Origin of the sequence: Pseudomonas sp. NPDC090233 (genome assembly GCF_044772285.1) — a bacterium.
Classification (GTDB): domain Bacteria; phylum Pseudomonadota; class Gammaproteobacteria; order Pseudomonadales; family Pseudomonadaceae; genus Aquipseudomonas.
In genome coordinates, this window is the sequence record NZ_JBIVYQ010000009.1 from 18,304 (window position 1) to 44,320 (window position 26,017).

Genomic DNA, 26,017 nt, shown 5'->3' on the forward strand with positions numbered 1-26,017 from the left:
TGCGGCAGCTGCAGCCACCGCAAAACTCTGTTCCCAGGCTTCAGACCGCGACCAGACGCACGCTGGCGCCTTCGCCCACACCCAATGCTTCGGCTGCCTCGGCACTGAGGCTGACCGGCTTGCCCGGCACCCAGTCCAGCTCCACCAGCACGGCCCGGTAATCCTGCAACTGCCCGTTGCACACCAGGTAAGGGCGGCCACCCTTGACCGGCGCCTCCTCCAACCTGACCGGCACCACGCGGCTCTGGGCGATCGAGCGAATGCCCGAGGCGCGCGCGTGCAAGGTCGGGCCACCGTCGAAGATGTCGATGTAGTGCTCGGTCTCGAAGCCTTCGCGCATGAGGATGTCGAAGGTGATCTGCGCTCGCGGGTGCACCTGGCCCATGGCTTCCTGCGCGGCATCGGGCAGCAGCGGTACGTAGATCGGGTAATGCGGCATCAGCTCGGCGAGGAAGGTACGGCTCTTCAGGCCGCAGAGGCGCTCGGCGTGGGCGTAGTTGAGGTCGAAGAAGTTGCGACCGATGGCGTCCCAGAACGGCGATTCGCCCTGCTCGTCGCTGTAACCGACGATCTCGGTGACCACCGAGTCGGCGAAGCGCTCCGGATGCGCGGCCATGAACAGCAGACGACCGCGCGAATTGAGTTCGGCCCAGCCACTGTCGACCAGTTCGGGCAGCACATAGAAGCTGGTCAGCAGGCTGTTGCCGGTCAGGTCGTGGCACAGTGACAGGACGTGGATCTTGTTGTGGATCTTCAGCTCGCGCGACGCGTGCACAAAGGTTTCGTTACGGAAACTGTAAAACGGCTCGGAATAACCGGCCGAAGCGACGATGGCCGAGCAACCGGCCAACTTGCCGGTCTTGCTGTCTTCGAGCACGAAGAAGTAGCTCTCTTCACCGTTGAAGCTGACTTCGGCGGCGAACGATGTTTCCGAGGCGGCGATCTTGTCGCCCAGACGGGCAGTATCGTCCGGCAGCGAGGTGACACCAACGGGGCTGTCTGCAGCCATGCGCTGCACTTCGTTCAGATCAGCCATTTGCGCGGGGCGCATCACCAGCATGGTGTCACTCCTTTGGAAAAACGGGCCGCTCAGGACGGCACGGAAAAACGGCGGGCGCGTGAATGAATCTGCAAGCACGCGCCCGCACTGGAATTCAGGTATCGCCGGCCCGCTCAGGGCCGGCGAAAGGACCGCAGGCGGATCAGCCCTGGGTCAGTTTGGCCACGGCGCGCTCGAAGCGGTCCAGGCCTTCGTCGATGTCGGCATCCTCGACCACCAGGCTTGGCGCGAAACGCACCACATCCGGGCCGGCCTGCAACACCATTACACCTTCCTTCTCGGCGGCGTTGAGGATGTCCTTGGCCTTGCCCTGCCAGGCTTCGGTCAGCACACAGCCGATCAGCAGGCCGACGCCGCGCACCTGGGAGAACAGGCCGGTCTCTTGGCCGATCTTTTCCAGACGGGCTTTGAAGCGCTCGTGCTTGGCTTTGATGCCAGCCAGGGTTTCCGGGGTGTTGATCACGTCCAGCACGGCGCAAGCAACTGCGCAGCCCAGCGGGTTGCCGCCATAGGTGGTGCCGTGGGTGCCGACGGCCAGGTGCTTGGCGAGTTCGGTGGTGGTGAGCATGGCGCCGATCGGGAAACCACCGCCCAGGCTCTTGGCGCTGGTGAGGATATCCGGGGTCACACCGTAATGCTGATAGGCATACAGCGAACCGGTACGGCCGACACCGGTCTGCACTTCATCGAAGATCAGCAAGGCATTGTGCTCGTCGCACAGCTTGCGCGCGCCTTCCAGGTACGCCTTGTCGGCCGGCACCACACCGCTCTCACCCTGGATCGGTTCGATGACCACGGCGCAGGTCTTGTCGGAAATCTGCGCCTTCAACGCTTCCAGGTCGTTGTACGGCACATGGCTGATGCCGGTGATCTTCGGACCGAAACCGTCGGAGTATTTCGGCTGGCCACCGACGCTGACGGTGAACAGCGTGCGACCGTGGAAGCTGTTCACGGTGGCGATGATTTCATGCTTCTCAGGGCCGAAGCGGTCATGAGCGACGCGACGGGCCAGCTTGAAGGCGGCCTCGTTGGACTCGGCGCCGGAGTTGCAGAAGAACGCACGGTCAGCAAAGGTGGCGTCGACCAGCTTGTGCGCCAGGCGCAGGGCCGGCTCGTTGGTGAAAACGTTGGACACGTGCCAGAGGGTATTGGCCTGCTCGGTCAGGGCCTTGACCAGTGCCGGGTGGCAATGGCCCAGGGCGTTCACCGCGATGCCGCCGGCAAAGTCGATGAGCTCGCGACCGGACTGGTCCCAGACGCGGGAACCCTCGCCTCGCACAGGAATGAAGGCCGCCGGAGAATAGTTGGGGACCATGACCTGGTCGAAATCGGCACGTTGCACCGGGGCTTGCTCAACGGACATCTGAGTCTCCTGAAGAGGAACGCTGGCCTGGAAGTGGCGAGCGATGGGGGGATTGTAAGGACTGATCAGCGCCTGTCCTTGCGGCCAAGCGACAACTTGTTACAGCGCAAAACCCTGTTTTACCCAGGCTTTCGGCAATGCGACAAACACTGTCGCAATCGCGCAGTGTACGGGAGAGGAGGGGCTGGGTGAACGGGTGTACACATATGAAGGGAAGTAGCTTGTACCGACCCTTTCGCGGGACAAGCCCGCTCCCACAGAGTTGGCGCTCACCTCAACTTGTGGGAGCGGGCCTGCCCTGCGAATAGGCCGGCACTGACGACTAAGATCTCAACCCTTTTCGGCAGGCGCCGAGCTCAGCTCGAACGGGCTGCTGCTACGCCGCTGATTACGATCTTCCCGCGGCGTTGCGCCAAAGAAGTTACGGTACGCACTGGAGAAATGCGGCCCCGACGAAAAGCCGCAGGACAACCCGATCTGAATGATCGACTTGCTGGTCTGCATCAGCATCTGCCGCGCCTTGTTCAGGCGCAGTTCCAGGTAATACTGGCTCGGCACACGATTGAGGTACTGCTTGAAGATGCGCTCCAACTGCCGACGCGACACGCAGACATGCTGGGCGATTTCGTCGGTGGTCAAGGGCTCTTCGATGTTGGCCTCCATCAGCAGTACCGCTTGAGTCAGCTTCGGATGACTGGAGCCAAGGCGATTCTGCAACGGAATGCGCTGGCGCTCGCCGCCCTCGCGAATGCGCTCGACCACCAATTCCTCGGACACCGCACCGGCCAGCTCGGCACCGTGATCGCGCGCCAGCACCGCCAGCAGCAAGTCGGTCACGGCCATGCCGCCACAGGCAGTCAGGCGATCACGGTCCCAATCGAACAAGTGGCTGGTGGCAATCACCTTGGGGAAGCGCTCGGCAAAGTCGTCCTGCCAGCGCCAATGTACCGCCGCACGATAGCCATCGAGAAGGCCGAGCATGGCCAGCGGATACACGCCAGCGGAAAGGCCGCCGATCATGCAACCGCTGCGAGCCAGCTGCTTGAGCGCCGTCGACAGGGTAGAACCGACCGCCTGCGGCAACTCATCGGCCAGCAAAAACAGCTTGTGACAGCCTTCAAGTCGCCCGCTCCACGGCTCACCCGGCAACCGCCAGGCGCCCTCCTCGGCTGGCTCGGCCTGCAGGAAGACCAGCTCGTAGACCACGTCGGGATGGACCCGCTGGGCAACCAGCAACACTTCCTCCGCCAGCGCCAGGGTCAAAGGCTTGGTGCTTGGCCAAATGAGAAAACCGATACGCTGGGTGGTCATAGGGTGCGGTCCGAAACCTGAGTTCGTTCGAGTCTGAGGCGCCAGGTCAGGCTGCGCTCGCTGCGCAGCATGCCCTACTTTGGTGCAAAGGTGCAGCCTTTACTTCAGGCTGCCGGAGAGAAACTGCTTGAGCCGCTCCGATTGCGGGTTGGCCAGCACTTCACGTGGGCAGCCGGTTTCTTCAACCAGGCCTTTGTGCAGGAACACCAGCTGGTTGGACACCTCACGGGCAAAGCCCATCTCGTGCGTCACCACCACCATGGTCCGGCCTTCCTGAGCCAGCGCCTGCATGACCTTGAGCACATCGCCGACCAACTCCGGGTCGAGTGCCGAGGTCGGTTCGTCGAACAGCATCACCTCAGGCTCCATGGCCAGCGCGCGGGCAATTGCCACACGCTGTTGCTCACCACCGGACATGTGCCCGGGGAAGGCATCCTTGCGGTGCGCCACGCCCACTTTGGCCAGGTAGTGCTCGGCCTTCTCCAGGGCTTCCTTCTTGCTCACGCCCAGCACATGAACGGGCGCTTCGATGATGTTTTCCAGCGCGGTCATGTGCGACCACAGGTTGAAGTGCTGGAACACCATCGACAGGCGCGAACGCATGCGCTGCAGTTGGCGGGGGTCGGAGGCCTTCAGCGCGCCGTCCTTGCCGGCGACCAGCTTCAGTTCTTCGTTGTTGAGCAGGATCTTGCCGGCGTGCGGCTGCTCCAGCAGGTTGATGCAGCGCAGGAAAGTCGACTTGCCCGAACCGCTGGAGCCGATGATGCTGATCACATCGCCTGCCTTGGCCGCCAGAGACACGCCCTTGAGGACTTCATGGCTGCCATAGCGCTTGTGCAGGTCTTGGACTTCGAGTTTGTACATGCTGTCGGTTCTCACAGAGCGTTCAGTGCTTGCGCGGCGCCAGGTAGCCGAGCCAGCGGCGTTCGGCCATCTTGAACAGGCGCACCAGGATAAAGGTCAGGCACAGATAGAACACGCCCGCCGTGATGTAGGCCTCGAAAGGCAGGTAGTACTGGGCATTGACCGTGCGTGCGGCACCGGTGATGTCGATCAAGGTGACGATCGACGCCAGGCTGGTGGTCTGCAGCATCATGATCACTTCGTTGCTGTACTGCGGCAACGCGCGGCGCAAGGCCGACGGCAGCAGGATGCGGCGGTACATCTTCATGCGCGACATGCCCATGGCCTTGGCCGCCTCGATCTCGCCATGGGGCGTGGCCTTGAGGCTGCCAGCGATGATTTCGGCAGTGTAGGCACTGGTGTTGATACCGAATGCCATGCAGGCACAGAAGGTCGCGCTGGACAGCAATGGCCAGAAGATACTGTCGCGCACCGCCTCGAACTGAGCCAGGCCGTAGTAGATCAGGAACAACTGCACCAGCATTGGCGTGCCGCGAATCACGTAGGTATAGAGCCAGGCCGTGAAGTTCACCACCGGTTGCTTGGACACGCGCATGAGGCCCAGCGGAACAGCCGCCAGCAGGCCGAAGAACAGCGATAACGCCAGCAACTTGAGCGTGGTCAGCAAGCCGCCAAGGTACAGCGGCATGGCCTCCCAGACGACGTTGTAGTCGAAGATCATAGTTCAGCCACCTTGACGCCCACCGAGTAGCGCTTCTCAAGATATTTCAGGGCCAGCAGCGAGACACTGGTCAGCACCAGGTACAACGCCGCCACCGCCAGGAAGAAGGTAAAGGGTTCGCGCGTGGCATCTGCCGCCTGCTTGGCCTTGAACATCATGTCCTGCAGGCCGACGACCGAGATCAGCGCAGTCGCCTTGGTCAGCACCAGCCAGTTGTTGGTGAAGCCTGGTATCGCCAGGCGGATCATCTGCGGCACCTGGATGCGGAAGAATACCTGACGGTTGCTCATGCCATAGGCCACGCCGGCTTCGGCCTGGCCCTTGGGAATACCGAGGAAGGCGCCGCGGAATGTCTCCGACAGATACGCGCCAAAGATGAAGCCCAGCGTGCCGATACCGGCGACCAGCGGGTTCAGGTCGATGTAATCGTCGTAGCCGAGCAGCGGCGCCACTCGGTTGATGATGTCCTGGCCGCCATAGAAGATCAGCAGGATCAGTACCAAGTCCGGAATCCCACGGATCACCGTGGAATACATATCGCCCAACCAGGCCAGCCAGCGCACCGGCGACAAGCGCAGCGCCACGCCGATCAGGCCGAGCACGATGGCCAGGGCCATCGACGACAGGGCGAGCTGCAGCGTCAGCCACGCCCCGTCGAGGATGACTGCCCCGTAGCCTTTCAACATGATGAGGTCCTCGACCTAGAGAATGAAAAATGGTGCAAACCTCAGAGCTTCTGCTGTTTGCACCATTGCACAGGTGAAACTCGACGTCTTACTTCGAGTCTGGACCGTAGATGTCGAAGTTGAAGTACTTCTTCTCGATCTCTTTGTACTTGCCGTTGGCACGGATGGCATCGATGGCGGCATTGATGCGGTCGGCATTGGCCTTGTCACCCTTGCGCACGGCGATACCAACGCCGTCACCGAAGTACTTCACGTCGGTGAACGATGGGCCTACGAAGGCAAAACCTTTGCCGGCGTCGGTTTTCAGGAAGCCGTCTTCGAGCAGCGTGGCATCGGCCACGGTACCGTCGAGGCGGCCAGCGGCGACGTCCAGGTAGATTTCGTTCTGGGTGCCGTACGGCACGACGGTGGCGCCTTGCGGAGCCAGCACTTCCTTGGCGAAGCGGTCGTGGATCGAGCCGCGCTGCACACCGATCTTCTTGCCCTTGAGCTCAGCCAGGCTGTCGCTCACGGCAGTGCCTTCCTTCATCACCAGACGGGCTGGGGTCAGGTAATAGCGTTTGGTGAAGTCGACCGATTTCTTGCGGTCTTCGGTGATCGACATGGACGACAGGATGGCATCGATCTTACGCACTTTCAGGGCTGGGATCAGGCCATCGAACTCCTGCTCGACCCAAGTGCACTTGGCTTTCATCTCTTCACACAGGGCGTTGCCGATGTCGTAGTCGAAACCGGCGATGCTGCCGTCAGGCTGCTTGAAGGCGAAGGGTGGGTAGGCGGCTTCGATACCGATTTTCAACGGTTTTTCTTCGGCCTGCGACACCAGGGAAAACACGGAAAGCGCCAGGGCGCCAAGCAGTGCGAGCTTCTTCATCAGGTAACTCCATCGGTACGGGGCAATACAAGGCAGGGTAACAGCTGCCCGATATGCGAATGGGTACAACGCAAGCCGCGCAAGGTCGGTCGATGACCACGAGCGAGTGAGTGGCATTTTAACGACAGCCCGATAGTCGATATTTCTTCAAAGCGACAACTACTTACAGAAGCGCTTGAAATCGCAGCGAGCCAGGTTGACAGCCTTTGCAAAATATGCAAATGCGAGGGAAATAGAACCCATAGAACTAGCAATTACTGGGCCTATTATTGGCAAAGCCTTGTGCTACGGCAAGTGCAGCGTGCTGGGCCGCACAAAATGTCGGAAAAAACGCACCCAAAGAGCCCTCGACTGTTTCGCGGCGCCCCGTTTTCGTGCGAATGCGGTGACAGAAGAGTTACCGATGAATGTCGGGTAACAGTAAAGCAAAAACCCCGCCGGTTGCCCGTGCGGGGATTTTTGGAGGTCAGATATTTTTTGTAGGAGCGGCTTCAGCCGCGAACACCGGCGAAGCCGGTGCCATTCACCGCGGCGTTTGCTTCGCGGCTAAAGCCGCTCCCACAGGTTCCGCGACCCGTACATCAGGCCGAAGCCAGGTTCATCGCCTTGTGGGTATCGATCAAATGCTGCACCACACCCGGATCGGCCAAGGTCGAAATATCACCCAGCGCATCGTATTCACCGGTGGCGATCTTGCGCAGGATCCGCCGCATGATCTTGCCCGAGCGGGTCTTCGGCAGCCCTGGCGCCCACTGGATCACATCCGGCGAAGCGATCGGGCCGATCTCTTTGCGCACCCAGTTCTTGAGTTCCAGGCGCAATTGCTCGCTCGACTCGACACCGGCATTCAGGGTGACATAGACATAGATGCCCTGCCCCTTGATGTCGTGCGGCACTCCCACCACTGCAGCCTCGGCCACCTTGGCATGGGCCACCATGGCACTCTCGATCTCGGCGGTGCCCATGCGGTGACCGGACACGTTGAGCACGTCATCGACCCGGCCGGTGATCCAGTAGTAGCCATCCTCGTCGCGGCGCGCACCGTCACCGGTGAAATACATGCCACGGAAGGTCTTGAAGTAGGTGTCGACGAAGCGGTCGTGGTCGCCGTACAGCGAACGCGACTGGCCCGGCCAGGAATCGAGGATGACCAGGTTACCTTCGGCCGCCCCGTCGATCAGGTTGCCCAGGTTGTCCACCAGCGCCGGCACCACGCCGAAGAACGGCCGGGTCGCCGACCCCGGCTTGAGGCCGGTGGCACCCGGCAGCGGGCTGATCAGGATGCCGCCGGTTTCGGTCTGCCACCAGGTGTCGACGATCGGGCAACGCTCCTTGCCCACGGTCTTGTAGTACCAGTTCCACGCTTCGGGGTTGATCGGCTCACCCACCGAGCCCAGCAGGCGCAGGCTGGAACCATCGGCGCCAGCAACGGCGGCCTCGCCTTCGGCCATCATCGCGCGGATGGCGGTCGGTGCGGTGTAGAGGATGTTGACCTTGTGCTTGTCGACGATCTTCGACACGCGGGTGATGTCCGGGTAGTTCGGCACGCCTTCGAACAGCAGCGTGGTCGCGCCATTGGCCAGCGGGCCGTAGACGATATAACTGTGGCCGGTGACCCAACCGACGTCGGCGGTGCACCAGTACACTTCGCCCGGGCGGTAGTCGAACACCCGCTCATGGGTCAGTGCGGCATAGACCAGGTAGCCGCCAGTGGTGTGCAGCACGCCCTTGGGCTTGCCGGTGGAGCCGGAGGTATAAAGGATGAACAGCGCTTCCTCGGCGCCCATCTCCTTGGGTGCGCAGTGGCTGGAGGCAACCTTCATCAGGTCTTCGTACCAGATGTCGCGGTGCTGGTGCCAGGCGATGTCGCCACCGGTGCGCTTGCACACGATGATCTTCTGCACGCTGTTGGTTTCCGGGTTGGTCAGCGCCAGGTCGACGTTGGCCTTGAGCGGGGTACGACGACCACCCCGTACGCCTTCGTCGGCGGTGATCACCACCTTGGATTTGCAATCGATAATCCGCCCCGCCAGCGCCTCCGGCGAGAAGCCGCCGAACACCACCGAGTGGATCGCGCCGATGCGGGCACAGGCCAGCATGGCCACGACGGCTTCCGGGATCATCGGCATGTAGATGGTCACCACATCGCCTCGGTGCACGTCCTGGCCACGCAGGGCGTTGGCGAACTTGCAGACCTGCTCGTGCAGCTCGCGGTAGGTGATGTTGCGGTGTTCGGAAGGGTCGTCGCCTTCCCAGATGATTGCCAGCTGGTCGCCGCGCTCGGCGAGGTGGCGGTCCAGGCAGTTGGAAGAAACGTTCAGAGTGCCGTCGGCAAACCACTTGATATCGACATGATGGTCGTCGAAGGAGGTCTGCTTGACCTTGGTGAAAGGCTTGATCCAGTCGAGACGCTGGGCCTGCTCACGCCAGAAGCCGTCCGGGTTGATCACCGATTGCTGGTACATGGCCTTGTAGGTGGCCTCGTCGGTCAGGGTAGTGGCCGCAACCTCGGGACGAACGGGATACAGTGGAGCCGCACTCATCTGTGTTACCTCGGTGTAATAGTTGTTTTTGTATGGAACCGTTTGTAACTGTACCAGAGCGGCAAAAGCCATACGACGATGGTAGTAACGCGACCGAATGCGAACCCAGCATTGGGTGGAAAAGGCTCTAGGCCGCAGCCGGCGGCCCGGCGAGGGGTAAAAACGAAAGATTCTGCCGAGGGATTGTTACAGATTCTGTCAAAAGGCGAAAAAACTTTATCAAAACGCCCTCTGTTTCCCTTAATTAGCCAGGCATAAGATTCACCTCGCCAGCAACGGCAAGGGATTAACAACTGGAAACAGTAACAGCCCCCACGAAGGCAATCTGTTAATCCCCTTCTAATCCGATAGTTGAAAACTTGGCTTTATTCGCGGCGCCACAAGTGCCGCGCGCCCCTTCACGACCTTAGACAGGTAAATAGAAAATGAAAGCTTTACTGGCATTGGTACTTGGCAGTCTTTGCAGCGCGGCGATAGCCGGCGAGGCAAACGATGTCGAGCAGATTCCGGTTGAACAGTACAGTTACTCGCAGCACCTGGACATCGCCCGCGTCATCTCCATGAGCGAAGTGCCGAATGTCTGCGAAGTGGTGCCTGCCCGCATGACCTATGAAGATTCCCAGGGCCAGAAGCACATTCTCGAATACCGCGTGATGGGCAACGGCTGCTCCAACGGCTGATCGCTTCGACTGAACAGGGCCCCGCGGGGGCCCTGTCGTGATTCAACTAATCGGCAGACTTGCCAAGCGAATAGTCTCTTAACTTGTTGGCGATCGTCGTATGGGATACACCCAGGCGTTTACCCAGTGCGCGGCTGCTTGAGTATTCCCCCAACAAACTTTCCAATACCGCCTTTTCAAATCGCCCAACAATATCTGCAAGATTTCCGTCCAGGGAAAACTCACCCAACGGTTGCCGCACACCATAATCCGGCAAGCGGATATGTTCGCTCTTCACCACCCCGCCTTCACACAACGATACGGCCTGGAACAATACGTTCTCCAGTTGCCGTACATTGCCCGGCCAATGGTAGTGCGCAAGTTTGTCCATCGCCGCTGGCGCCAGGCGCGGCATGGCACAACCAATCTGTCGGCTGGCCTGATCGAGAAAGTGCTGTACCAACCCCTCCAGGCCATCCATGCACTCGCGCAGCGGCGGTATGTGCAACGACAGCACATTGAGGCGGTGATAGAGGTCCTGACGGAACTCGCCACGGGCGCACAATTCGGAAAGGTCCACTTGGGTCGCGCAGATCACCCGAACATCCAGGTACACCTCTTCATCGCTGCCGACACGCCGGAAGCACCCGTCCTGCAGAAAGCGCAACAGTTTTACCTGCAGCCGGGGGCTCATTTCCCCTACCCCATCGAGAAACAGCGTGCCGCCGGCGGTCAGCTCCAGCAACCCCAGCTTGCCTTCGGCGCGTGCCCCCTCGAAAGCCCCCGGGCCATAACCGAACAGCTCGGTTTCAGCCATGGATTCCGGCAGGCCGGCACAGTTGAGCGCCATCAACGGCGCCTGGCCGCGCGGGCTGGCCAGGTGACAGGCACGCGCCAGCAATTCCTTGCCCGTGCCGGTCTCGCCTTCGATCAGCAGGGGCGCATCCAGGGGCGCCATGCGGCGCGCCTCGCGCACCACCGCCGCCATCACCCGCGAACTCTGAAAGATGCTGTCGAAGCCGCGCAGTTCCTGCTTGCGCACGTTATAGATGCGCTCGCCGATACGGTCAGCGCGGTGCAGTGTAAGCACGGCGCCGGCCAGCGCCTCGCTATCATCGTGTTCGGACTGCAAGGGCGCGATGTCGGCCAGAAACACATCACCCTTGACCTTCACCCGCAGGCCATTGATGCGCGACTGATTGGCCCGCACCAGCTCCGGCAGGTCGAAGTCCTCGACGTAACGCGCCAGCGGCATGCCCGGCACCTCGTCCACGCGCACGCCAAGCAGCTGCGCAGCGGTACGGTTGGCGGCCACGATGCTGCCCCCCATATCCACCGACAACACCGGAAAATCCAGCGCACCGAGCAGCGCATTGAGCTCCATATGCCGCCGCTCACTGGGCATCAGGCCCACTCGCTTGACCCCGAACACCCCGGCAATCGACTCGAATTTCGGCCGCAGTGCCTGGAACTGCAGATTGATCAGGTTCGGGCAATGCAGATAGATGGCGTTGCCATGGTCGCCCCCCACCTCGCCACGCAGCACGTTGATGCCGTACTCCACCAGCAGGTTGAGGATGTCGCGAAGGATGCCGATTCGGTTCTGGCAGTGCACTTTGATACGCATGAAAGCTCTCGAAGCAGCGAAGTTTTTTAACTGCGCGCAGAAAAGTCGTAAAGATAAGCTGACAAAAAGAGCACTAACGCCAGCCAGATGAGCCGAATTTTCCGTGATGGCGGGCTTTTTGTAAAATTATCGTTACGAAATATCCGCAAAAACCTCGCATAGCACCCTGTGCCCCCCGTGCATTTGGGCGAGTGAAGGGATATTCCTAAGCGTATGTCGTGGACATAACAAGAAAGCCTCACCAGGAGAGCCACATGAAACAGACGCAGTACGTGGCACGCGAGCCCGATGCGCACGGTTTTATCGACTACCCGCAGCAAGAGCATGCGGTGTGGAACACGCTGATCACCCGCCAGCTGAAGGTCATCGAAGGCCGCGCCTGCCAGGAGTACCTGGACGGTATCGACCAGCTGAAGCTGCCCCATGACCGTATCCCGCAACTGGGCGAGGTCAACAAGGTGCTGGGCGCCACCACCGGCTGGCAGGTTGCCCGTGTGCCGGCGCTGATCCCCTTCCAGACGTTCTTCGAACTGCTGGCCAGCAAACGCTTCCCGGTCGCCACGTTCATCCGCACGCCGGAAGAACTGGACTACCTGCAGGAACCGGACATTTTCCACGAGATCTTCGGCCACTGCCCGCTGCTGACCAACCCCTGGTTCGCCGAATTCACCCACACCTACGGCAAGCTCGGCCTGGCCGCCACCAAGGAACAGCGCGTATACCTGGCGCGACTGTACTGGATGACCATCGAGTTCGGCCTGATGGACACCCCGCAAGGTCGCAAGATCTATGGCGGCGGCATCCTCTCCTCGCCCAAGGAGACCGTCTACAGTTTGTCCGGCGAGCCGGAGTACCAGGCCTTCGATCCGGTCGAAGCCATGCGCACCCCGTACCGTATCGACATTCTGCAGCCGCTGTATTTCGTGCTGCCGAACCTCAAGCGCCTGTTCGACCTGGCCCACGAAGACATCATGGGCATGGTCCAGCACGCCATGCAGCTGGGGCTGCATGCACCGAAGTTTCCACCCAAAGTCGCCGCCTGAGCGGCCTTGCGACAACAACTCGAACCGGAAAACAACCCATGAATGCCTTGAACCAAGCCCACTGCGAAGCCTGCCGCGCCGATGCACCGAAAGTCACCGACGACGAGCTGGCCGAACTGATCCGCGAGATCCCGGACTGGAACATCGAAGTACGCGACGGCCACATGGAGCTGGAGCGCGTGTTCCTGTTCAAGAACTTCAAGCATGCCCTGGCCTTCACCAACGCCGTGGGCGAAATCGCTGAAGCCGAAGGCCACCACCCGGGCCTGCTGACCGAATGGGGCAAGGTCACCGTGACCTGGTGGAGCCACTCGATCAAAGGCCTGCACCGCAACGATTTCATCATGTGCGCGCGCACCGACAAGGTGGCCGAAACGGCCGAAGGCCGTAAGTAAACACCACCGACAGGGCCGCAACGGCCCTGTTTTTTTGCCCGATAATGTCCGGTATCCGCCCGCAAAACCGACAAGCGACCGGGAAAAAATCCAAACTGTCATCCAGACTTGTGTATCCTGCCCCAGCTTTGCAAAGCTCCAAACGCGCCTGGCGCAGACTTTTCACTCACTCTTGCGAGGACGACGAGATGCACGAGATCCCGAATCTTCCCTTCCCAAGCCTGAACCCAGAAGAGCCCACCGTTGCCGCCCACTCCGAACCGACGCCTGCCGTCGAGGATGGCGACGATCAATCCAGCGCTGACCAGGAATAACCGCGCATCCCCCGACAGTGTGAAAACGGCTGATCTGCGGACTACCGCCTTCATCACGTTTTCACACCGTCCAGAACAGTAGGCCCCCATGCCCCACTCACCGCGCCCCCTTGCGGTCACCCTGCAAGTCGTCTCCATCGTCCTGTTCACCTTCATCGGCTACCTGAACATCGGCATCCCCCTGGCCGTGCTGCCTGGCTATGTGCACAACGACCTGGGCTTCAGCACCGTGATCGCGGGCCTTGTGATCAGCGTGCAATACCTGGCCACCCTGCTCAGCCGCCCCACTGCAAGCCGCATCATCGACAACCTGGGCAGCAAGAAGGCGGTCATGTATGGCCTTGCCGGGTGTGGCCTGAGCGGTGTGTTCATGCTCGCCTGCGCCTACCTCACCCACCTGCCGTGGCTGAGCCTGGCCTGCCTGCTGCTCGGCCGCCTGGTGCTGGGCAGCGCCGAGAGCCTGGTGGGCTCAGGCTCGATTGGCTGGGGCATTGGCCGGGTCGGCGCCGACAACACGGCCAAGGTCATTTCCTGGAACGGCATCGCCAGCTACGGCGCCCTGGCCATCGGCGCACCGCTGGGCGTGCTGATGGTCAAGCAACTGGGGCTGTGGAGCATGGGCGTGAGCATCATTCTGCTGTGCGCGCTCGGGCTGTTGCTGGCCTGGCCAAAACGGGCGGCGCCGATCGTCAGCGGCGTGCGCCTGCCGTTCCTGCAAGTGCTGGGCAAAGTGTTCCCGCATGGTTCGGGGCTGGCGCTGGGCTCGATCGGGTTCGGCACCATCGCCACCTTCATCACCCTGTATTACGCCAGCCAAGGATGGGCGAATGCGGCACTGACCTTGAGCCTGTTCGGCGCAAGCTTTATCAGCGCGCGGCTGTTGTTCGGCAACCTGATCAACCGGATTGGCGGGTTTCGCGTGGCGATCGCCTGCCTTTCCGTGGAGACCCTGGGCCTGCTGATGCTGTGGCTGGCACCCAGCGCCGAGATGGCATTGGCTGGAGCCGCACTCAGCGGCTTCGGCTTCTCGCTGGTGTTTCCGGCGCTGGGGGTGGAGGCGGTCAATCAGGTATCAGCCGCCAACCGCGGGGCGGCGGTGGGCGCGTATTCATTGTTCATCGATTTGTCACTGGGGGTCACCGGGCCACTGGTGGGCGCGGTGGCGTCCGGGTTCGGGTTTGCGTCAATGTTCCTGTTCGCGGCAGCGGCTGCATGTTGCGGGCTGGTGTTGAGCCTGTACTTGTACCGGCAGGCACTACGCGTCAGGAACAGTTAGCAAGCTGGGGCGCATTGCGCCCCTTGGCCCGATCAGTCAACGCTGCGCATACTGCAGCACCACTTCCAGCGGGTGGCGCATTTGCCGCTCGGTCATGCGCTTGACCTGGCTGCGGCACGAATAGCCCGTGGCCAGTGGCTCGCCCTCCTTGTCCAGCTTGGTCGCCCACGACTGCTCGAAGATGGTCCGTGACGTGCCCTGGTTACGCGCCTCGTGCCCGTAGGTACCGGACATGCCGCAGCAGCCGGTGGCCTCGGTCGACAACTTCAGGCCCAGGCGCGCAAACACCATCTCCCACTGACGAGTACTGGCCGGCACGTTGGTTTTCTCGGTGCAGTGCGCCATCAGGCGGAAGTTGCCGGGCGCGGTCGGCGCCTGTTCGGGCAGCACATCCATCAGCCATTCCTGAGGCAGCAAAACTTTCGGGCAACCTTCCAGGCCAGGTACCTTGTGGTACTCCTGGCGATACACCAAGGTCATCGCCGGATCCAGGCCCACCAGTGACACACCGCAGTCGGCCAACGCCTTGAGCTGGGTGGCGTTGCGAATCGCCGCCTTGGCGAAGGCGCCGAGGAAACCCTGCACGTGCAGCGGCTTGCCATTGGCACTGTAGGGCGCCAGGAACACTCGGTGACCAAGGCGATGCGCCAGTTCGATGAACGCGGCCAGCAGCGGCGTCTCGAAATAGCGGGTGAACGCGTCCTGTACCAGCACGATACTGCGCTCGCGCTGGGCCGGGGTCAGTTCGCGCAATGCCGGCACACTGGCCACGCCCACCCGACAGCGGGTCAGGGTGGCCTGGAAGTTAAAGCGGCTGATCAGCGGGCTATCGACCATGCCGACCTTGTCCGCCAGCAGTTTACTCACCCACTTCGAGCCCATCACCGCGTTGTACAGCCCCGGTGCGTGGGCCAGGTACGGGATGGTGAACTCCAGCGAGCCGATCAGGTAATCGCGCATCGGGCGCTGATAGCGGCCGTGGTAAAGCTCCAGGAAGCGCGAACGGAAGTCCGGCACGTTGACCTTTATCGGGCACTGGCCAGCGCAAGATTTGCACGCCAGGCAGCCGGCCATTGCGTCGTAGACTTCGTGGGAAAAATCCTCCTGGCCTTGGCTGCGGGCACGGTTGTTGCGCAGCCGCTCAGGCAGCCCCTTGAGCCAGGACACTTTGTTACGCGCGGCCGCCAGCACGTCGATGTTCGCCTCGCCCTGCAGGCGCAGCCATTCGCGCATCAGCGAAGCACGGCCTTTGGGCGAATGCTGGCGCTCGCGGGTGGCCTTCCACGACGGGCACATGGCGTCGTTGGGGTCATAGTTGTAGCAGGCGCCATTGCCATTGCAGTGCACGGCACTGGGGAAATCCTGCCACACGCGCTCATCGATGGTGCGGTCGAGGTCGCCGCGCAAGGTCACGCCATCCACCGGGGTCAAACCCTCGGCGCTGTCTGGCGGGGTACAGATCTTGCCGGGGTTGAGCTGGTTGTGCGGATCGAAGGCGCCCTTCAGGCGCTGTAGCGCCGGGTACAGCTCGCCGAAGTACTCCGGCACGTATTCCGAACGCAAACCCTTGCCGTGCTCGCCCCACAGCAGGCCGCCGTAGCGTTTGGTCAATGCGGCCACGGCATCGGAAATCGGCTTGACCAGTGCGGCCTGGGCCGGGTCTTTCATGTCCAGCGCCGGGCGCACGTGCAGCACACCGGCGTCGACGTGGCCGAACATGCCGTAGGCCAGGCCGTAGCCATCGAGCAGCGCGCGGAAGTCGGCGATGTAGTCCGCCAGTTGCTCCGGCGGCACCGCCGTGTCTTCCACGAACGGCTGCGGGCGCACTTCGCCCTCGACGTTGCCCAGCAGCCCTACCGAGCGCTTGCGCATTACGTAGACACGGGTAACGGCCTCGGCACCTTCGGCCAGGGTATGCCCAAGGCGCTCGACACTGGTGTCTGCCTGCAGGTGTTCGACGAAGGCCTGCACCCGGGCATTGACTTCGGCCGGCTCGTCGCCGCAGAACTCCACCAGGTTGATACCCAAGGTCGGACGCTCGGGGTCGGCCGGGAAGTACTCGGCAACGCTGTGCCAGACGATGTCCTTCATCGCCAGCATCAAGACCTTGGAGTCTACCGTCTCGATCGACAGCGGCTTGTGCGCCATCAGCGCGTTGGCATCGCGCAGCGCGTCCATGAAGCTGGTGTAGCGGACGTTGACCAGCACCGCGTATTTCGGGATGGGCAGGACGTTGAGCTTGGCTTCGACCACGTAGCCCAGCGAACCCTCGGCGCCACACAGCACGCTGTTGAGGTTGAAGCGGCCCTGCTCGTCGCGCAGGTGTGCCAGGTCGTAGCCGGTCAGGCAGCGGTTGAGCTTGGGAAAGGTGGTTTCGATCAGCTCGGCCTGGGTTTCCTGGATCTCGCGGGCGGTGCGATAGACCTCGCCAACACGGCCAGACGCGGCGCAGGCCTGCTCCAGCGCGACATCGTCGATCGGCCGACTGTGCAGGCGCTCGCCCCCGAGCAGCACGCTGTGCAGCTCCAGCACGTGATCACGGGTTTTGCCGTAGGTGCAGCTGCCCTGGCCGCTGGCGTCGGTGTTGATCATGCCACCGACGGTGGCGCGGTTGGAGGTGGACAGCTCGGGGGCGAAGAACAGGCCGTAGGGCTTGAGCGCAGCGTTGAGCTGGTCCTTGACCACACCGGCCTGCACCCGCACCCAGCGCTCCTCGACATTGATTTCGAGGATGGTGTTCATGTGCCTCGACAGGTCGACGATGATGCCGTCGGTCAACGACTGACCGTTGGTGCCGGTGCCGCCACCGCGCGGGGTCAGCTTGACCTGCTGGAAGCGCGCCTCGCCCATCAGCCGGGCGACCCGCGCCACGTCGTCGGCGTCCAGCGGGAACACCGCCGCCTGGGGCAGACGCTGGTAGATCGAGTTGTCGGTGGCCAGCACCGTACGGGTGCCGTAGTCGGCGCTGATCTGGCCACGGAAGCCGCTGTTGCGCAGGGCTTCGAGGAATTCGGGGTAGTTGGCGCTCGGCGCAACGGTCGGCAGCTGGGCGATCATCGAAGGATGGCCTCTTGATATGGGCTAATTCACGGAATTCCTGTCATGCCGGCATGTATCAAACCATGCGGGGTGACGTATAGGCCAATGTTCCTGTAGTTTCGCTTCAGGGGCAAACGGATAATCCTGCCGCTATCGATGACTTTTATGAATGAATTACCGACACCTGACACCGTCCATGTCGCTGCTGCTGGCTTTTGAGGCCGCTGCCCGGCATGAAAGCTACACCCGCGCCGCCGCCGAGCTATCCCTGACCCAGAGCGCGGTCAGCCGCCAGGTGCAGGCGCTGGAGCAGCAACTGGGCCTCACCCTGTTCCGCCGCGAGGGCCGCCAGGTGCAGCTCACCGACGTCGGCCGTCTATACCAGCGCGAGCTCAGCGAAGCTCTGGGGCGCATCCGCAGTGCCACCTTGCAGGCGCTCGCCTATCAGTCCGGGGTCGGCACCCTGCGCCTGGCCACCTTGCCCACATTCGGTTCAAAGTGGCTGTTGCCGCGCCTGCACGCCTTCTACAGCGCCCACCCAGGGATGCTGGTGCATATTCATTCACGCATCGAAGCGATCAACTTCGACACCAGCGAGATCGACGCCGCCATCGGCGTGGCCAGCCATGACCTGCCTGGGCTGATCTGCCATCGCCTGCATGCCGAGGAACTGGTGGTGATTCTGCCTCCAGAAGCCGGTGGCGCCCCTCAAGGTTGGGACCCGGCACGGATCAGCGCCGAGGTGCTGCTGAATGTCGCCAACAATCCGCATGCCTGGGGTGAGTGGTTTTCGCACCATGGCTTGGCGCACCGCTCGATGCGCCTGGGGCCGAGCTTCGAGCTGACGTCGCACCTGATCCAGGCGGTACGCGCCGGGATCGGGATCGGCTTGGTACCACGGATACTGGTGGAAGAGGAGTTGGCCAAAGGCGAGCTGTACAGCCCGGGAGAGGCATTTGCAAGCCAGCGCAGCTACTACCTCATCTATCCACCGAGGAATGAGGCGTTGCCTTCATTGCGGGCATTTCGCAGCTGGTTGCTGGAGCAGATCTGACCCAGTAACAAAAAACCCAATGCCAGTCACCTGGCATCGGGTTTCGCTTACCGCCTGCTGCCCTTACTTGGCGACAGTACCGGCGGCCGCGCCATTACCCAGCGTTCTGCGCCTGGGCTTGATCAGGTAAAGCACGAACATCCCCAGGATCCATACCGGCATCGCATACACCGAGATCTTGATGCCATCGATCTGCAGCATGATGCCCAGGATCAGCACCACGAACGCCAGGCAGATGTAGTTGCCATAGGGGTACCACAGCGCCTTGAACAGCGGCTTCTGGCCGGTACGGTCCAGGTGCTGGCGGAACTTCAGGTGCGAATAGCTGATCATCGCCCAGTTGATCACCAGGGTCGCCACCACCAGCGACATCAGCAGCTCCAGCGCATTCTGCGGCATGAAGTAGTTGAGCAGCACTGCGATCACGGTCACTGCAGCCGACGCCAGAATCGAACGCACCGGCACACCGCGCTTGTCGACCTTGGCCAGGCCGGCCGGAGCGTCACCTTGTTCGGCCATGCCCAGCAGCATGCGGGCGTTGCAGTAGGTGCCGCTGTTGTACACCGACAGCGCCGCGGTCAGCACCACGAAGTTCAGCAGGTGCGCGGCCACATCGCTGCCCAGCAGGGAGAACACCTGCACGAACGGGCTGCTGCCGTAGCTGCCGCCGGAGGCGTCGATGCTGGCGACCAGGTTGTCCCACGGGGTCAGCGACAACAGCACGACCAGCGCGCCGATGTAGAAGATCAGGATGCGGTAGATGACCTGGTTGATCGCCTTGGGGATCACGGTCTTCGGCTTGTCGGCCTCGGCGGCAGTGAAACCGAGCATTTCCAGGCCGCCGAACGAGAACATGATGAACGCCAACGCCATGACCAGGCCGCTGACGCCATGCGGGAAGAAGCCGCCATGCGCCCACAGGTTGGTCACCGAGGCGTCGGGGCCGCCGCTACCGCTGGTCAGCAGGTAAGCGCCAAGGCCGATCATGCCGACAATGGCCGCGACCTTGATGATGGCGAACCAGAACTCGGCCTCGCCGAACACCTTCACGTTCATCAGGTTGATAAAGTTGATCAGCAGGAAGAAGCCCGCCGCCGTCACCCAGGTCGGGATTTCCGGCCACCAGTAGTGAATGTATTTGCCGACCGCGGTGAGCTCCGACATGCCCACCAGGATGTACAGCACCCAGCAGTTCCAACCCGACATGAAGCCGGCGAAACCGCCCCAGTACTTGTGGGCAAAGTGGCTGAACGAACCGGCGACCGGCTCTTCGACGATCATTTCGCCGAGCTGGCGCATGATCATGAAGGCGATGAAGCCGCAGATGGCGTAGCCGAGGATCATCGACGGGCCGGCGGATTTCATCACGCCTGCCGAACCGAGGAACAGACCGGTACCAATTGCGCCGCCGAGGGCGATCAACTGGATATGGCGGTTCTTCAGGCCCCGCTTGAGCTCGCCTGAATGCATGTTGTGTTCACTCATGAACGAAGTCACCTGCATTGTTTTTATCTGTGACGGGATCGGACCCACCGCGCTCGTGGCGCAGCGGAATGGGCAAGGTGGTTACCTTGGGTTTCTTGAACACAGGTGCCGCCAGAGCGGCTCAGCCGGGTGTGAGCAAGAGTGCGCGGTACGCAAAAGGGTCACAGGTAAAACGCGGCGCACTGTATACCCCTGCAAGCGCGCAGGCGTCAACGCGTTGCGTTGTTCCCTTGGGAAAAAACGCAGCGATCCTGTGGTAGATGCCTGGTAAGGCGGTGTGATCGGCGTACATGGCGCCTCCATTTGTTGTTTTATCAGCCCGGCTCTGTGGACAGGCTCTTTGCACACGGCAATGGCCGCAATATCCCCGTGGCACGGGGGTTTGAGCAATAGGGGGGCGGGCTGGAATGGAAGACTGCGGACGGTGTTGCGGCAAGATCTGTTTACAGAAAATAATTGTGACCCGCGAAATCTGTCGATTTTGTATAGATTTCTTTACAAGCCGGTTTGAAAACTTGCCAGTCGTCCGAAAAAATCTTTTTGTTCAAGGTCTTGGCGCTGAGCGGCTAAACCGCAGGCACAAAAAAGCCAGCCCGAAGGCTGGCTCATTCATCACTGGCGAAGCAGATCAGCCACGCGGCTTGCCGCGACCGCCGCGACCTGCCGGCTTGTCACCATCAGGCTTGGACGGGCGTTTGCGCATATCGCTTGGGCGCTCGGCCACGGCGCTGCCACGGCTGCCTTTACGCGGCGCTTCTTCACGCGGCTGGCGTGCAGGGCGCTCGGCGGTGCCGGCGTCCTGCGCCGGGCGCAGGCTGCGTACACGCTCGTTGCGGCCCATCGGGCGAGTGGACTTGCGCTGCAGGCGCTCCATCTTGTCCTTGGACTTGAGGTTCATGGCAGGCAACGCAACCGGCTGCAAGCCCACTTCAGCGGCCAGGATGTCGATTTCGCCCTGGGTCATTTCACGCCAGCGGCCCATCGGCAGGTCGGAGTTGAGGAACACCGGGCCGAAGCGCACGCGCTTCAGGCGGCTGACCACCATGCCCTGGGATTCCCACAGGCGACGCACCTCACGGTTGCGCCCTTCCATCACCACGCAGTGGTACCAGTGGTTGAAGCCTTCACCACCCGGCGCCTTCTGGATGTCGGTGAACTTGGCCGGGCCGTCTTCGAGCATCACGCCGGCCTTGAGGCGGTCGAGCATCTCGTCGTCGACTTCGCCACGCACACGCACCGCGTATTCACGGTCCATCTCGTAGGAAGGGTGCATCAGGCGGTTGGCCAGTTCACCGTCGGTGGTGAACAGCAGCAGGCCGGTGGTGTTGATGTCCAGGCGGCCGATGTTGATCCAGCGGCCTTCTTTCGGACGCGGCAGGCGGTCGAACACGGTCGGACGGCCTTCCGGGTCGTCACGGGTGCAGATCTCGCCGTCGGGCTTGTTGTACATGATCACCCGGCGGGTGGCCTCGGCGGCCTCTTCGCGCTTGATCAGCTTGCCGTCGACGGTGATGGCATCGTGCAGGTCGACGCGCAGGCCGAGGGTGGCGGCGACGCCATTGACCTTGATGCGACCCTGGCTGATCCAGGCCTCGACATCACGGCGCGAACCCACGCCAATGCGGGCCAGCACTTTCTGCAGCTTTTCGCCGGCTGGTGGGGTGATTTCGGTATTTTGCAGGTCTTGCTCACTCATCTGGGCACCTCCCGGTGTAGGAATGAAAAGAGTTCTGGCGACGAACGCGCCAAAAGGCCGCGCATCATACGCGGTTCGGTGCGGGAACGCACTGCAGCGTAGAGGGTTTTGTGAGAGCGGGGATCGTTTTCTGCCAGGTGGTCCCTATTCGCGGCTAAAGCCGCTCCCACAGGAGCCCAGCGGTGTATCTGTAGGAGCGGATTTATCCGCGAAGGGCCGGCACTGACTGCAGGGACCTCAAGACTGCAACTTACCCTCTTCCCCCACCGAAGCCTCTTCCTCACGCAAATCATCGAAGTCGGTCTTCAGCCCCTCCTCCATGGCATCCAGCTCAACCAGGAGGCTGCGGAAGCTGGTTTCCTCCTTCGGCTCGGCCACCTCATGTTCCTCACCCAGACTGGCATCGGCCAACGCCTGCAGGTGTGCCGGCACCGGCGCTTCATCCGGGTCATCGAGCACTGGCGCGGGTTCCATCTCACGCAGCTCGGCCAGTGCCGGCAACTCGTCCAGGCTCTTGAGGTTGAAATGATCGAGAAACGCCTTGGTGGTGGCGAACATCGCCGGCCGCCCTGGCACCTCGCGGTAGCCGACCACGCGGATCCACTCGCGCTCCACCAGTGTCTTGATGATGTTGCTGTTCACCGCCACACCGCGCACATCCTCGATCTCGCCACGGGTAATCGGCTGGCGATAGGCGATCAAGGCCATGGTTTCGAGCAGCGCCCGGGAGTAACGCTGCGGGCGTTCTTCCCACAGGCGGCCCACCCACGGCGCGTAGGTCTCGCGGATCTGCAGGCGGTAACCGCTGGCCACCTCCTTCAACTCGAAAGCACGGCCAGTGCAGGACTTGCCCAGCACTTCCAGAGCCTTCTTGAAGACCTTGGGTTCCGGGCGTTCGGCTTCCTCGAACAGCTCGTACAGGCGTTCGAGGGATTGCGGTTTGCCAGAGGCGAGCAGAAAGGCCTCGATCAGCGACGCCAGGTCGCGGGGTTCATTCAGATTCATCAGCTTCTTCGACAGGCTCGGCACGCACCCGGACATGGATCGCGGCGAAAGGCTCATTCTGCACCAGTTCGATCAGCGACTCCTTCACCAGCTCCAGAATCGCCATGAATGTCACTACTACACCCAGTTTGCCCTCTTCGGCCGTGAACAGCTGGACAAAGGGCACGAAACCGCCGCCTTTGAGGCGCTCCAGCACGTCACTCATGCGCTCGCGGGTGGACAGGGTCTCGCGGGTGATCTGGTGGCTTTCGAACAGGTCGTTGCGGCGCATGACCTCGGCCATGGACACCAGCAGCTCTTCCAGGCTGACCTGCGGCAGCAGCTTGCGCACCTTGGCCTGCGGCGCCACAAGGTGCGGCACGAGCACGTCGCGGCCCACCCGCGGCAGCTCATCGATGCCCTCGGCGGCGGCCTTGAAACGCTCATACTCTTGCAAGCGGCGGATCAGTTCGGCGCGTGGGTCGCCTTCCTCTTCCTCGATTTCGGCCGAGCGCGGCAGCAGCATGCGCGACTTGATTTCGGCGAGCATGGCGGCCATGACCAGGTATTCGGCTGCCAGCTCCAGGCGCACGCTCTTCATCAGCTCCACGTAGCCCATGTACTGGCGGGTGATTTCCGCCACGGGGATGTCGAGGATATCGATGTTCTGCTTGCGGATCAGGTACAGCAGCAGGTCGAGCGGGCCTTCAAAGGCTTCGAGGATGACTTCCAGGGCGTCCGGTGGGATGTACAGATCCACCGGCATTTCGGTCAGCGCTTCACCGTAGACCAGGGCCAACTGCAATTGCTGGGGCGATTCGGCGTCGATACTCGGTGCCTCGGGGGTATCCAGCTGGCTCACGCGTTGACCAGGAAGGGCGTGGGGTCGCCGCAGCCTTCACGGATCAATGCAGGCTCGTCACCGGTCAGGTCGATTACCGTGGAGGCCTTGAGGTCACCAAAACCGCCATCGATGATCAGGTCGACATGGTGCTCCAGACGTTGACGGATCTCGTAAGGGTCGGTCATCGGCTCTTCATCGCCCGGCAGGATCAGGCTCACGCTCATCAGCGGTTCGCCCAACTCTTCGAGCAGCGCCAGGACGATCGGGTTGGAAGGCACGCGCAGGCCGATGGTACGGCGCTTTTCATGCATCAGCAGGCGTGGCACTTCACGGGTGGCGTTGAGAATGAAGGTATACGGGCCGGGGATATGGGCCTTGAGCAGGCGGAAGGTCGAGGTATCGATCTTGGCGAACAGCCCCATTTGCGACAGGTCGCAGCACAACAGCGTGAAGTTGTGTTGCTTGTCCAGCTGGCGCAAGCGGCGAACCCGCTCTACAGCGGTCTTGTCGCCAATCTGGCAGCCCAGCGCGTAGGCCGAGTCGGTGGGATACACCACCACGCCGCCCTTGCGAATGATCTCGACGGCCTGTTTTATCAGGCGCGCTTGCGGGTTTTCCGCATGAATCTGGAAAAATTGGCTCACGAAGTCATCCTGTTCATATCGCCATAGGCTGTTCATGGCTGAATCGACGCCACAAAGGTGGCAGATCCTCAGGCAATGGCCGGTAGGCACCGATCTCGCCCCAGGTGCCGGGGCCGTGGAAATCGCTGCCAGCGCTTGCCAGCAGGCCGAACTCACGGGTGAGGATGGACATCGTGCCCACCTGCTCGGCCGGCATCATCCCGTTGACCACCTCAAGCGCCTGCCCGCCTGCCTCAATATAGTTGGCAATCAGCCGCCTGCGCTTGCTGCGGGTCAGATCGTAGTGCATCGGATGTGCCAGGCTCACCCAAGCGTTGGACTGGCGCAAGGTGGCAACGGTTTCCTCCAGAGTGGGCCAATGCAGTTTGACGTCACCCAGCTTGCCGGCGCCCAGCCACTTGCGGAAGGCTTCACCGCGGTCCTTGACGTGCCCGGCACGCACCAGGTATTCGGCAAAATGTGGCCTCGCCGGGGCGTTGCCGCTGTCGCCGAGCTCCTGCTGCACAGCGCGGGCACCGTCGAGCGTGCCGACCATGCCCTTGGCCGCGAGCCGTTTGTCGATTTCCTCGGCGCGCAGCCAGCGTCCTCGGTGCAGCGACTCGATCGCTTCGAGCAACGGCGGCGCATCGAGCGGAAAATCGTAGCCCAGCACATGAATGGTCGCGCCACCCCAGGTGCACGACAGCTCCACCCCGCTGACCCAGCGCATGCCGCGCTCGGCGCAGGCCTGGCGGGCCTCGGCCAAGCCTTCGAGGGTGTCGTGGTCGGTCAGTGCCAGCGTCTGTACCCCGTGTTCATGGGCCCGGGCGACCAGGACCGTGGGCGACAGGGCGCCGTCGGAGGCCGTGCTGTGACAGTGCAGATCAACATTCATGGAGGGGTGCTACCGCTGGAATCGATGTTTGTTATTATGCCGTCACATCCCGATTCTGGCTGCCATTGTGAAACAATTCATCGATTTCATCCCGCTGCTGCTGTTCTTCATCGTCTACAAGCTCGACCCACGCCCCCTGGAGGTCGCTGGCCACAGTTTCGAATTCGGCGGCATCTACAGCGCCACGGCCATGCTGATCATCAGTTCGCTGGTGGTGTATGGCGCGCTGTTCCTGCGCCAGCGCAAGCTGGAGAAAGGCCAGTGGCTGACCCTGGTCGCCTGCCTGGTGTTCGGCGGCCTGACCCTGACCTTCCACAGCGAAACCTTCCTCAAGTGGAAGGCGCCGGTGGTCAACTGGCTGTTCGCCCTGGGCTTTGCCGGCAGCCACTTCATCGGCGACCGGGTGCTGATCAAGCGCATCATGGGCCACGCCCTGACCCTGCCCGATGCCATCTGGGCCCGCCTGAACGTGGCGTGGATCGCGTTCTTCCTGTTCTGCGGCGCGGCCAACCTGTTCGTCGCGTTCACCTTCCAGGATTTCTGGGTCGACTTCAAAGTGTTCGGCAGCCTGGGCATGACCGTGATTTTCCTGGTGGCGCAGGGTGTCTACCTGTCGCGTCACCTGCATGACGACCCCTCCACTTCCAAGACCAAGGATTGA

General features: G+C 62.0%; 23 protein-coding genes. 7 read left to right on the plus strand and 16 right to left on the minus strand.

The genetic code is table 11. The features are described 5' to 3' along the window. Nucleotides 1–40: 40 nt before the first annotated feature. From aruF to acs, 8 genes are all read right to left on the minus strand, one after another. Nucleotides 41–1,060: an arginine/ornithine succinyltransferase subunit alpha gene (aruF, locus tag ACIQUF_RS23155; RefSeq protein ID WP_403135825.1), complete on the minus strand. Its 1,020-nt coding sequence runs from the start codon at nt 1,058–1,060 to the stop codon at nt 41–43. Nucleotides 1,061–1,202: 142 nt separating this feature from the next. Next, nucleotides 1,203–2,423: an aspartate aminotransferase family protein gene (locus tag ACIQUF_RS23160; RefSeq protein WP_403135827.1), complete on the minus strand. Its 1,221-nt coding sequence runs from the start codon at nt 2,421–2,423 to the stop codon at nt 1,203–1,205. A 330-nt stretch (nt 2,424–2,753) separates the two neighbouring features. Then, nucleotides 2,754–3,734: a transcriptional regulator ArgR gene (gene argR / locus ACIQUF_RS23165; protein WP_403135830.1), complete on the minus strand. Its 981-nt coding sequence runs from the start codon at nt 3,732–3,734 to the stop codon at nt 2,754–2,756. Nucleotides 3,735–3,833: 99 nt separating this feature from the next. Next, on the minus strand, nt 3,834–4,598 hold the full coding sequence (locus tag ACIQUF_RS23170; RefSeq protein ID WP_403135833.1) for an ABC transporter ATP-binding protein: 765 nt from the start codon (nt 4,596–4,598) through the stop codon (nt 3,834–3,836). 22 nt (nt 4,599–4,620) lie between these two features. Further along, a complete protein-coding gene (locus ACIQUF_RS23175; RefSeq protein ID WP_403135835.1) occupies nt 4,621–5,319 on the minus strand; it encodes an ABC transporter permease in 699 nt (232 codons plus the stop codon). Next, nucleotides 5,316–6,005 carry an ABC transporter permease gene (locus ACIQUF_RS23180; RefSeq protein WP_400795245.1) on the minus strand — a complete coding sequence of 230 codons (690 nt, stop codon included), beginning with the start codon at nt 6,003–6,005 and terminating at the stop codon, nt 5,316–5,318. The genes ACIQUF_RS23175 and ACIQUF_RS23180 overlap by 4 nt, the downstream gene beginning before the upstream one ends. An 88-nt stretch (nt 6,006–6,093) precedes the next feature. Next, nucleotides 6,094–6,879, minus strand: a complete 786-nt coding sequence (locus ACIQUF_RS23185; RefSeq protein ID WP_403135837.1) for an ABC transporter substrate-binding protein — start codon at nt 6,877–6,879, stop codon at nt 6,094–6,096. A 581-nt stretch (nt 6,880–7,460) separates the two neighbouring features. Next, entirely contained in the window at nt 7,461–9,422 is a 1,962-nt protein-coding gene (gene acs / locus ACIQUF_RS23190; protein ID WP_400795249.1) for an acetate--CoA ligase, read from the minus strand. A 425-nt stretch (nt 9,423–9,847) separates the two neighbouring features. Between acs and ACIQUF_RS23195 the strand changes: the two genes are divergently transcribed. Further along, complete coding sequence (locus tag ACIQUF_RS23195) at nt 9,848–10,102, plus strand: DUF2790 domain-containing protein (protein ID WP_403135840.1); 255 nt, start codon at nt 9,848–9,850, stop codon at nt 10,100–10,102. 46 nt (nt 10,103–10,148) lie between these two features. Here the strand turns inward: ACIQUF_RS23195 and ACIQUF_RS23200 are convergent, their stop codons facing one another. After that, the gene (locus ACIQUF_RS23200) at nt 10,149–11,708 is read right to left on the minus strand and encodes a sigma-54-dependent transcriptional regulator (RefSeq protein WP_403135843.1); all 1,560 of its coding nucleotides are present in this window, start codon (nt 11,706–11,708) and stop codon (nt 10,149–10,151) included. A 254-nt stretch (nt 11,709–11,962) separates the two neighbouring features. Between ACIQUF_RS23200 and phhA the strand changes: the two genes are divergently transcribed. From phhA to ACIQUF_RS23220, 4 genes are all read left to right on the plus strand, one after another. Continuing rightward, nucleotides 11,963–12,751 carry a phenylalanine 4-monooxygenase gene (gene phhA / locus ACIQUF_RS23205; RefSeq protein ID WP_403135846.1) on the plus strand — a complete coding sequence of 263 codons (789 nt, stop codon included), beginning with the start codon at nt 11,963–11,965 and terminating at the stop codon, nt 12,749–12,751. A gap of 38 nt (nt 12,752–12,789) precedes the next feature. Beyond that, entirely contained in the window at nt 12,790–13,146 is a 357-nt protein-coding gene (locus ACIQUF_RS23210; protein WP_008096719.1) for a 4a-hydroxytetrahydrobiopterin dehydratase, read from the plus strand. Between the two features lie 188 nt (nt 13,147–13,334). Beyond that, nucleotides 13,335–13,460, plus strand: coding sequence for a hypothetical protein (locus tag ACIQUF_RS23215; RefSeq protein ID WP_255212384.1), 126 nt, complete (start codon nt 13,335–13,337; stop codon nt 13,458–13,460). An 88-nt stretch (nt 13,461–13,548) separates the two neighbouring features. Then, a complete protein-coding gene (locus ACIQUF_RS23220; protein ID WP_403135848.1) occupies nt 13,549–14,736 on the plus strand; it encodes an MFS transporter in 1,188 nt (395 codons plus the stop codon). A gap of 36 nt (nt 14,737–14,772) precedes the next feature. Here the strand turns inward: ACIQUF_RS23220 and ACIQUF_RS23225 are convergent, their stop codons facing one another. Further along, nucleotides 14,773–17,793 carry an FAD-binding and (Fe-S)-binding domain-containing protein gene (locus tag ACIQUF_RS23225; protein WP_403135850.1) on the minus strand — a complete coding sequence of 1,007 codons (3,021 nt, stop codon included), beginning with the start codon at nt 17,791–17,793 and terminating at the stop codon, nt 14,773–14,775. Between the two features lie 151 nt (nt 17,794–17,944). Between ACIQUF_RS23225 and ACIQUF_RS23230 the strand changes: the two genes are divergently transcribed. Then, complete coding sequence (locus ACIQUF_RS23230; protein ID WP_403135853.1) at nt 17,945–18,829, plus strand: LysR substrate-binding domain-containing protein; 885 nt, start codon at nt 17,945–17,947, stop codon at nt 18,827–18,829. Between the two features lie 63 nt (nt 18,830–18,892). Here the strand turns inward: ACIQUF_RS23230 and ACIQUF_RS23235 are convergent, their stop codons facing one another. The 6 genes from ACIQUF_RS23235 to ACIQUF_RS23260 form a co-directional block, all read right to left on the minus strand. Continuing rightward, nucleotides 18,893–20,314, minus strand: a complete 1,422-nt coding sequence (locus ACIQUF_RS23235) for an amino acid permease (protein ID WP_403135856.1) — start codon at nt 20,312–20,314, stop codon at nt 18,893–18,895. Nucleotides 20,315–20,942: 628 nt separating this feature from the next. After that, nucleotides 20,943–22,010 carry a 23S rRNA pseudouridine(2605) synthase RluB gene (rluB, locus tag ACIQUF_RS23240; protein ID WP_403135858.1) on the minus strand — a complete coding sequence of 356 codons (1,068 nt, stop codon included), beginning with the start codon at nt 22,008–22,010 and terminating at the stop codon, nt 20,943–20,945. 237 nt (nt 22,011–22,247) lie between these two features. Next, nucleotides 22,248–23,015, minus strand: coding sequence for an SMC-Scp complex subunit ScpB (gene scpB, locus ACIQUF_RS23245; protein ID WP_403135860.1), 768 nt, complete (start codon nt 23,013–23,015; stop codon nt 22,248–22,250). Continuing rightward, complete coding sequence (locus tag ACIQUF_RS23250) at nt 23,002–23,727, minus strand: segregation and condensation protein A (protein ID WP_403136068.1); 726 nt, start codon at nt 23,725–23,727, stop codon at nt 23,002–23,004. The genes scpB and ACIQUF_RS23250 overlap by 14 nt, the downstream gene beginning before the upstream one ends. 125 nt (nt 23,728–23,852) lie before the next feature. After that, nucleotides 23,853–24,482 (minus strand): L-threonylcarbamoyladenylate synthase, encoded by a 630-nt coding sequence (locus ACIQUF_RS23255; RefSeq protein ID WP_403135863.1) that lies wholly within the window; start codon nt 24,480–24,482, stop codon nt 23,853–23,855. 13 nt (nt 24,483–24,495) lie between these two features. Next, entirely contained in the window at nt 24,496–25,356 is an 861-nt protein-coding gene (locus ACIQUF_RS23260) for a PHP domain-containing protein (RefSeq protein WP_400795271.1), read from the minus strand. A 67-nt stretch (nt 25,357–25,423) separates the two neighbouring features. Between ACIQUF_RS23260 and ACIQUF_RS23265 the strand changes: the two genes are divergently transcribed. Beyond that, complete coding sequence (locus ACIQUF_RS23265; protein ID WP_403135868.1) at nt 25,424–26,017, plus strand: septation protein A; 594 nt, start codon at nt 25,424–25,426, stop codon at nt 26,015–26,017.

What these genes read in the sequence shown, in the direction of transcription:
- ACIQUF_RS23260 (WP_400795271.1), bottom strand. Translation starts at nt 25,356, where the DNA reads ATGAATGTTGATCTGCACTGTCACAGCACGGCCTCCGACGGCGCCCTG.
- ACIQUF_RS23160 (WP_403135827.1), bottom strand. Translation starts at nt 2,423, where the DNA reads ATGTCCGTTGAGCAAGCCCCGGTGCAACGTGCCGATTTCGACCAGGTC.
- ACIQUF_RS23200 (WP_403135843.1), bottom strand. Translation starts at nt 11,708, where the DNA reads ATGCGTATCAAAGTGCACTGCCAGAACCGAATCGGCATCCTTCGCGAC.
- acs (WP_400795249.1), bottom strand. Translation starts at nt 9,422, where the DNA reads ATGAGTGCGGCTCCACTGTATCCCGTTCGTCCCGAGGTTGCGGCCACT.
- ACIQUF_RS23225 (WP_403135850.1), bottom strand. Translation starts at nt 17,793, where the DNA reads ATGATCGCCCAGCTGCCGACCGTTGCGCCGAGCGCCAACTACCCCGAA.
- ACIQUF_RS23185 (WP_403135837.1), bottom strand. Translation starts at nt 6,879, where the DNA reads ATGAAGAAGCTCGCACTGCTTGGCGCCCTGGCGCTTTCCGTGTTTTCC.
- ACIQUF_RS23235 (WP_403135856.1), bottom strand. Translation starts at nt 20,314, where the DNA reads ATGAGTGAACACAACATGCATTCAGGCGAGCTCAAGCGGGGCCTGAAG.
- ACIQUF_RS23175 (WP_403135835.1), bottom strand. Translation starts at nt 5,319, where the DNA reads ATGATCTTCGACTACAACGTCGTCTGGGAGGCCATGCCGCTGTACCTT.
- ACIQUF_RS23170 (WP_403135833.1), bottom strand. Translation starts at nt 4,598, where the DNA reads ATGTACAAACTCGAAGTCCAAGACCTGCACAAGCGCTATGGCAGCCAT.
- ACIQUF_RS23215 (WP_255212384.1), top strand. Translation starts at nt 13,335, where the DNA reads ATGCACGAGATCCCGAATCTTCCCTTCCCAAGCCTGAACCCAGAAGAG.
- ACIQUF_RS23230 (WP_403135853.1), top strand. Translation starts at nt 17,945, where the DNA reads ATGAATTACCGACACCTGACACCGTCCATGTCGCTGCTGCTGGCTTTT.
- ACIQUF_RS23220 (WP_403135848.1), top strand. Translation starts at nt 13,549, where the DNA reads ATGCCCCACTCACCGCGCCCCCTTGCGGTCACCCTGCAAGTCGTCTCC.
- ACIQUF_RS23180 (WP_400795245.1), bottom strand. Translation starts at nt 6,005, where the DNA reads ATGTTGAAAGGCTACGGGGCAGTCATCCTCGACGGGGCGTGGCTGACG.
- rluB (WP_403135858.1), bottom strand. Translation starts at nt 22,010, where the DNA reads ATGAGTGAGCAAGACCTGCAAAATACCGAAATCACCCCACCAGCCGGC.
- ACIQUF_RS23195 (WP_403135840.1), top strand. Translation starts at nt 9,848, where the DNA reads ATGAAAGCTTTACTGGCATTGGTACTTGGCAGTCTTTGCAGCGCGGCG.
- scpB (WP_403135860.1), bottom strand. Translation starts at nt 23,015, where the DNA reads ATGAATCTGAATGAACCCCGCGACCTGGCGTCGCTGATCGAGGCCTTT.
- phhA (WP_403135846.1), top strand. Translation starts at nt 11,963, where the DNA reads ATGAAACAGACGCAGTACGTGGCACGCGAGCCCGATGCGCACGGTTTT.
- aruF (WP_403135825.1), bottom strand. Translation starts at nt 1,060, where the DNA reads ATGCTGGTGATGCGCCCCGCGCAAATGGCTGATCTGAACGAAGTGCAG.
- ACIQUF_RS23210 (WP_008096719.1), top strand. Translation starts at nt 12,790, where the DNA reads ATGAATGCCTTGAACCAAGCCCACTGCGAAGCCTGCCGCGCCGATGCA.
- argR (WP_403135830.1), bottom strand. Translation starts at nt 3,734, where the DNA reads ATGACCACCCAGCGTATCGGTTTTCTCATTTGGCCAAGCACCAAGCCT.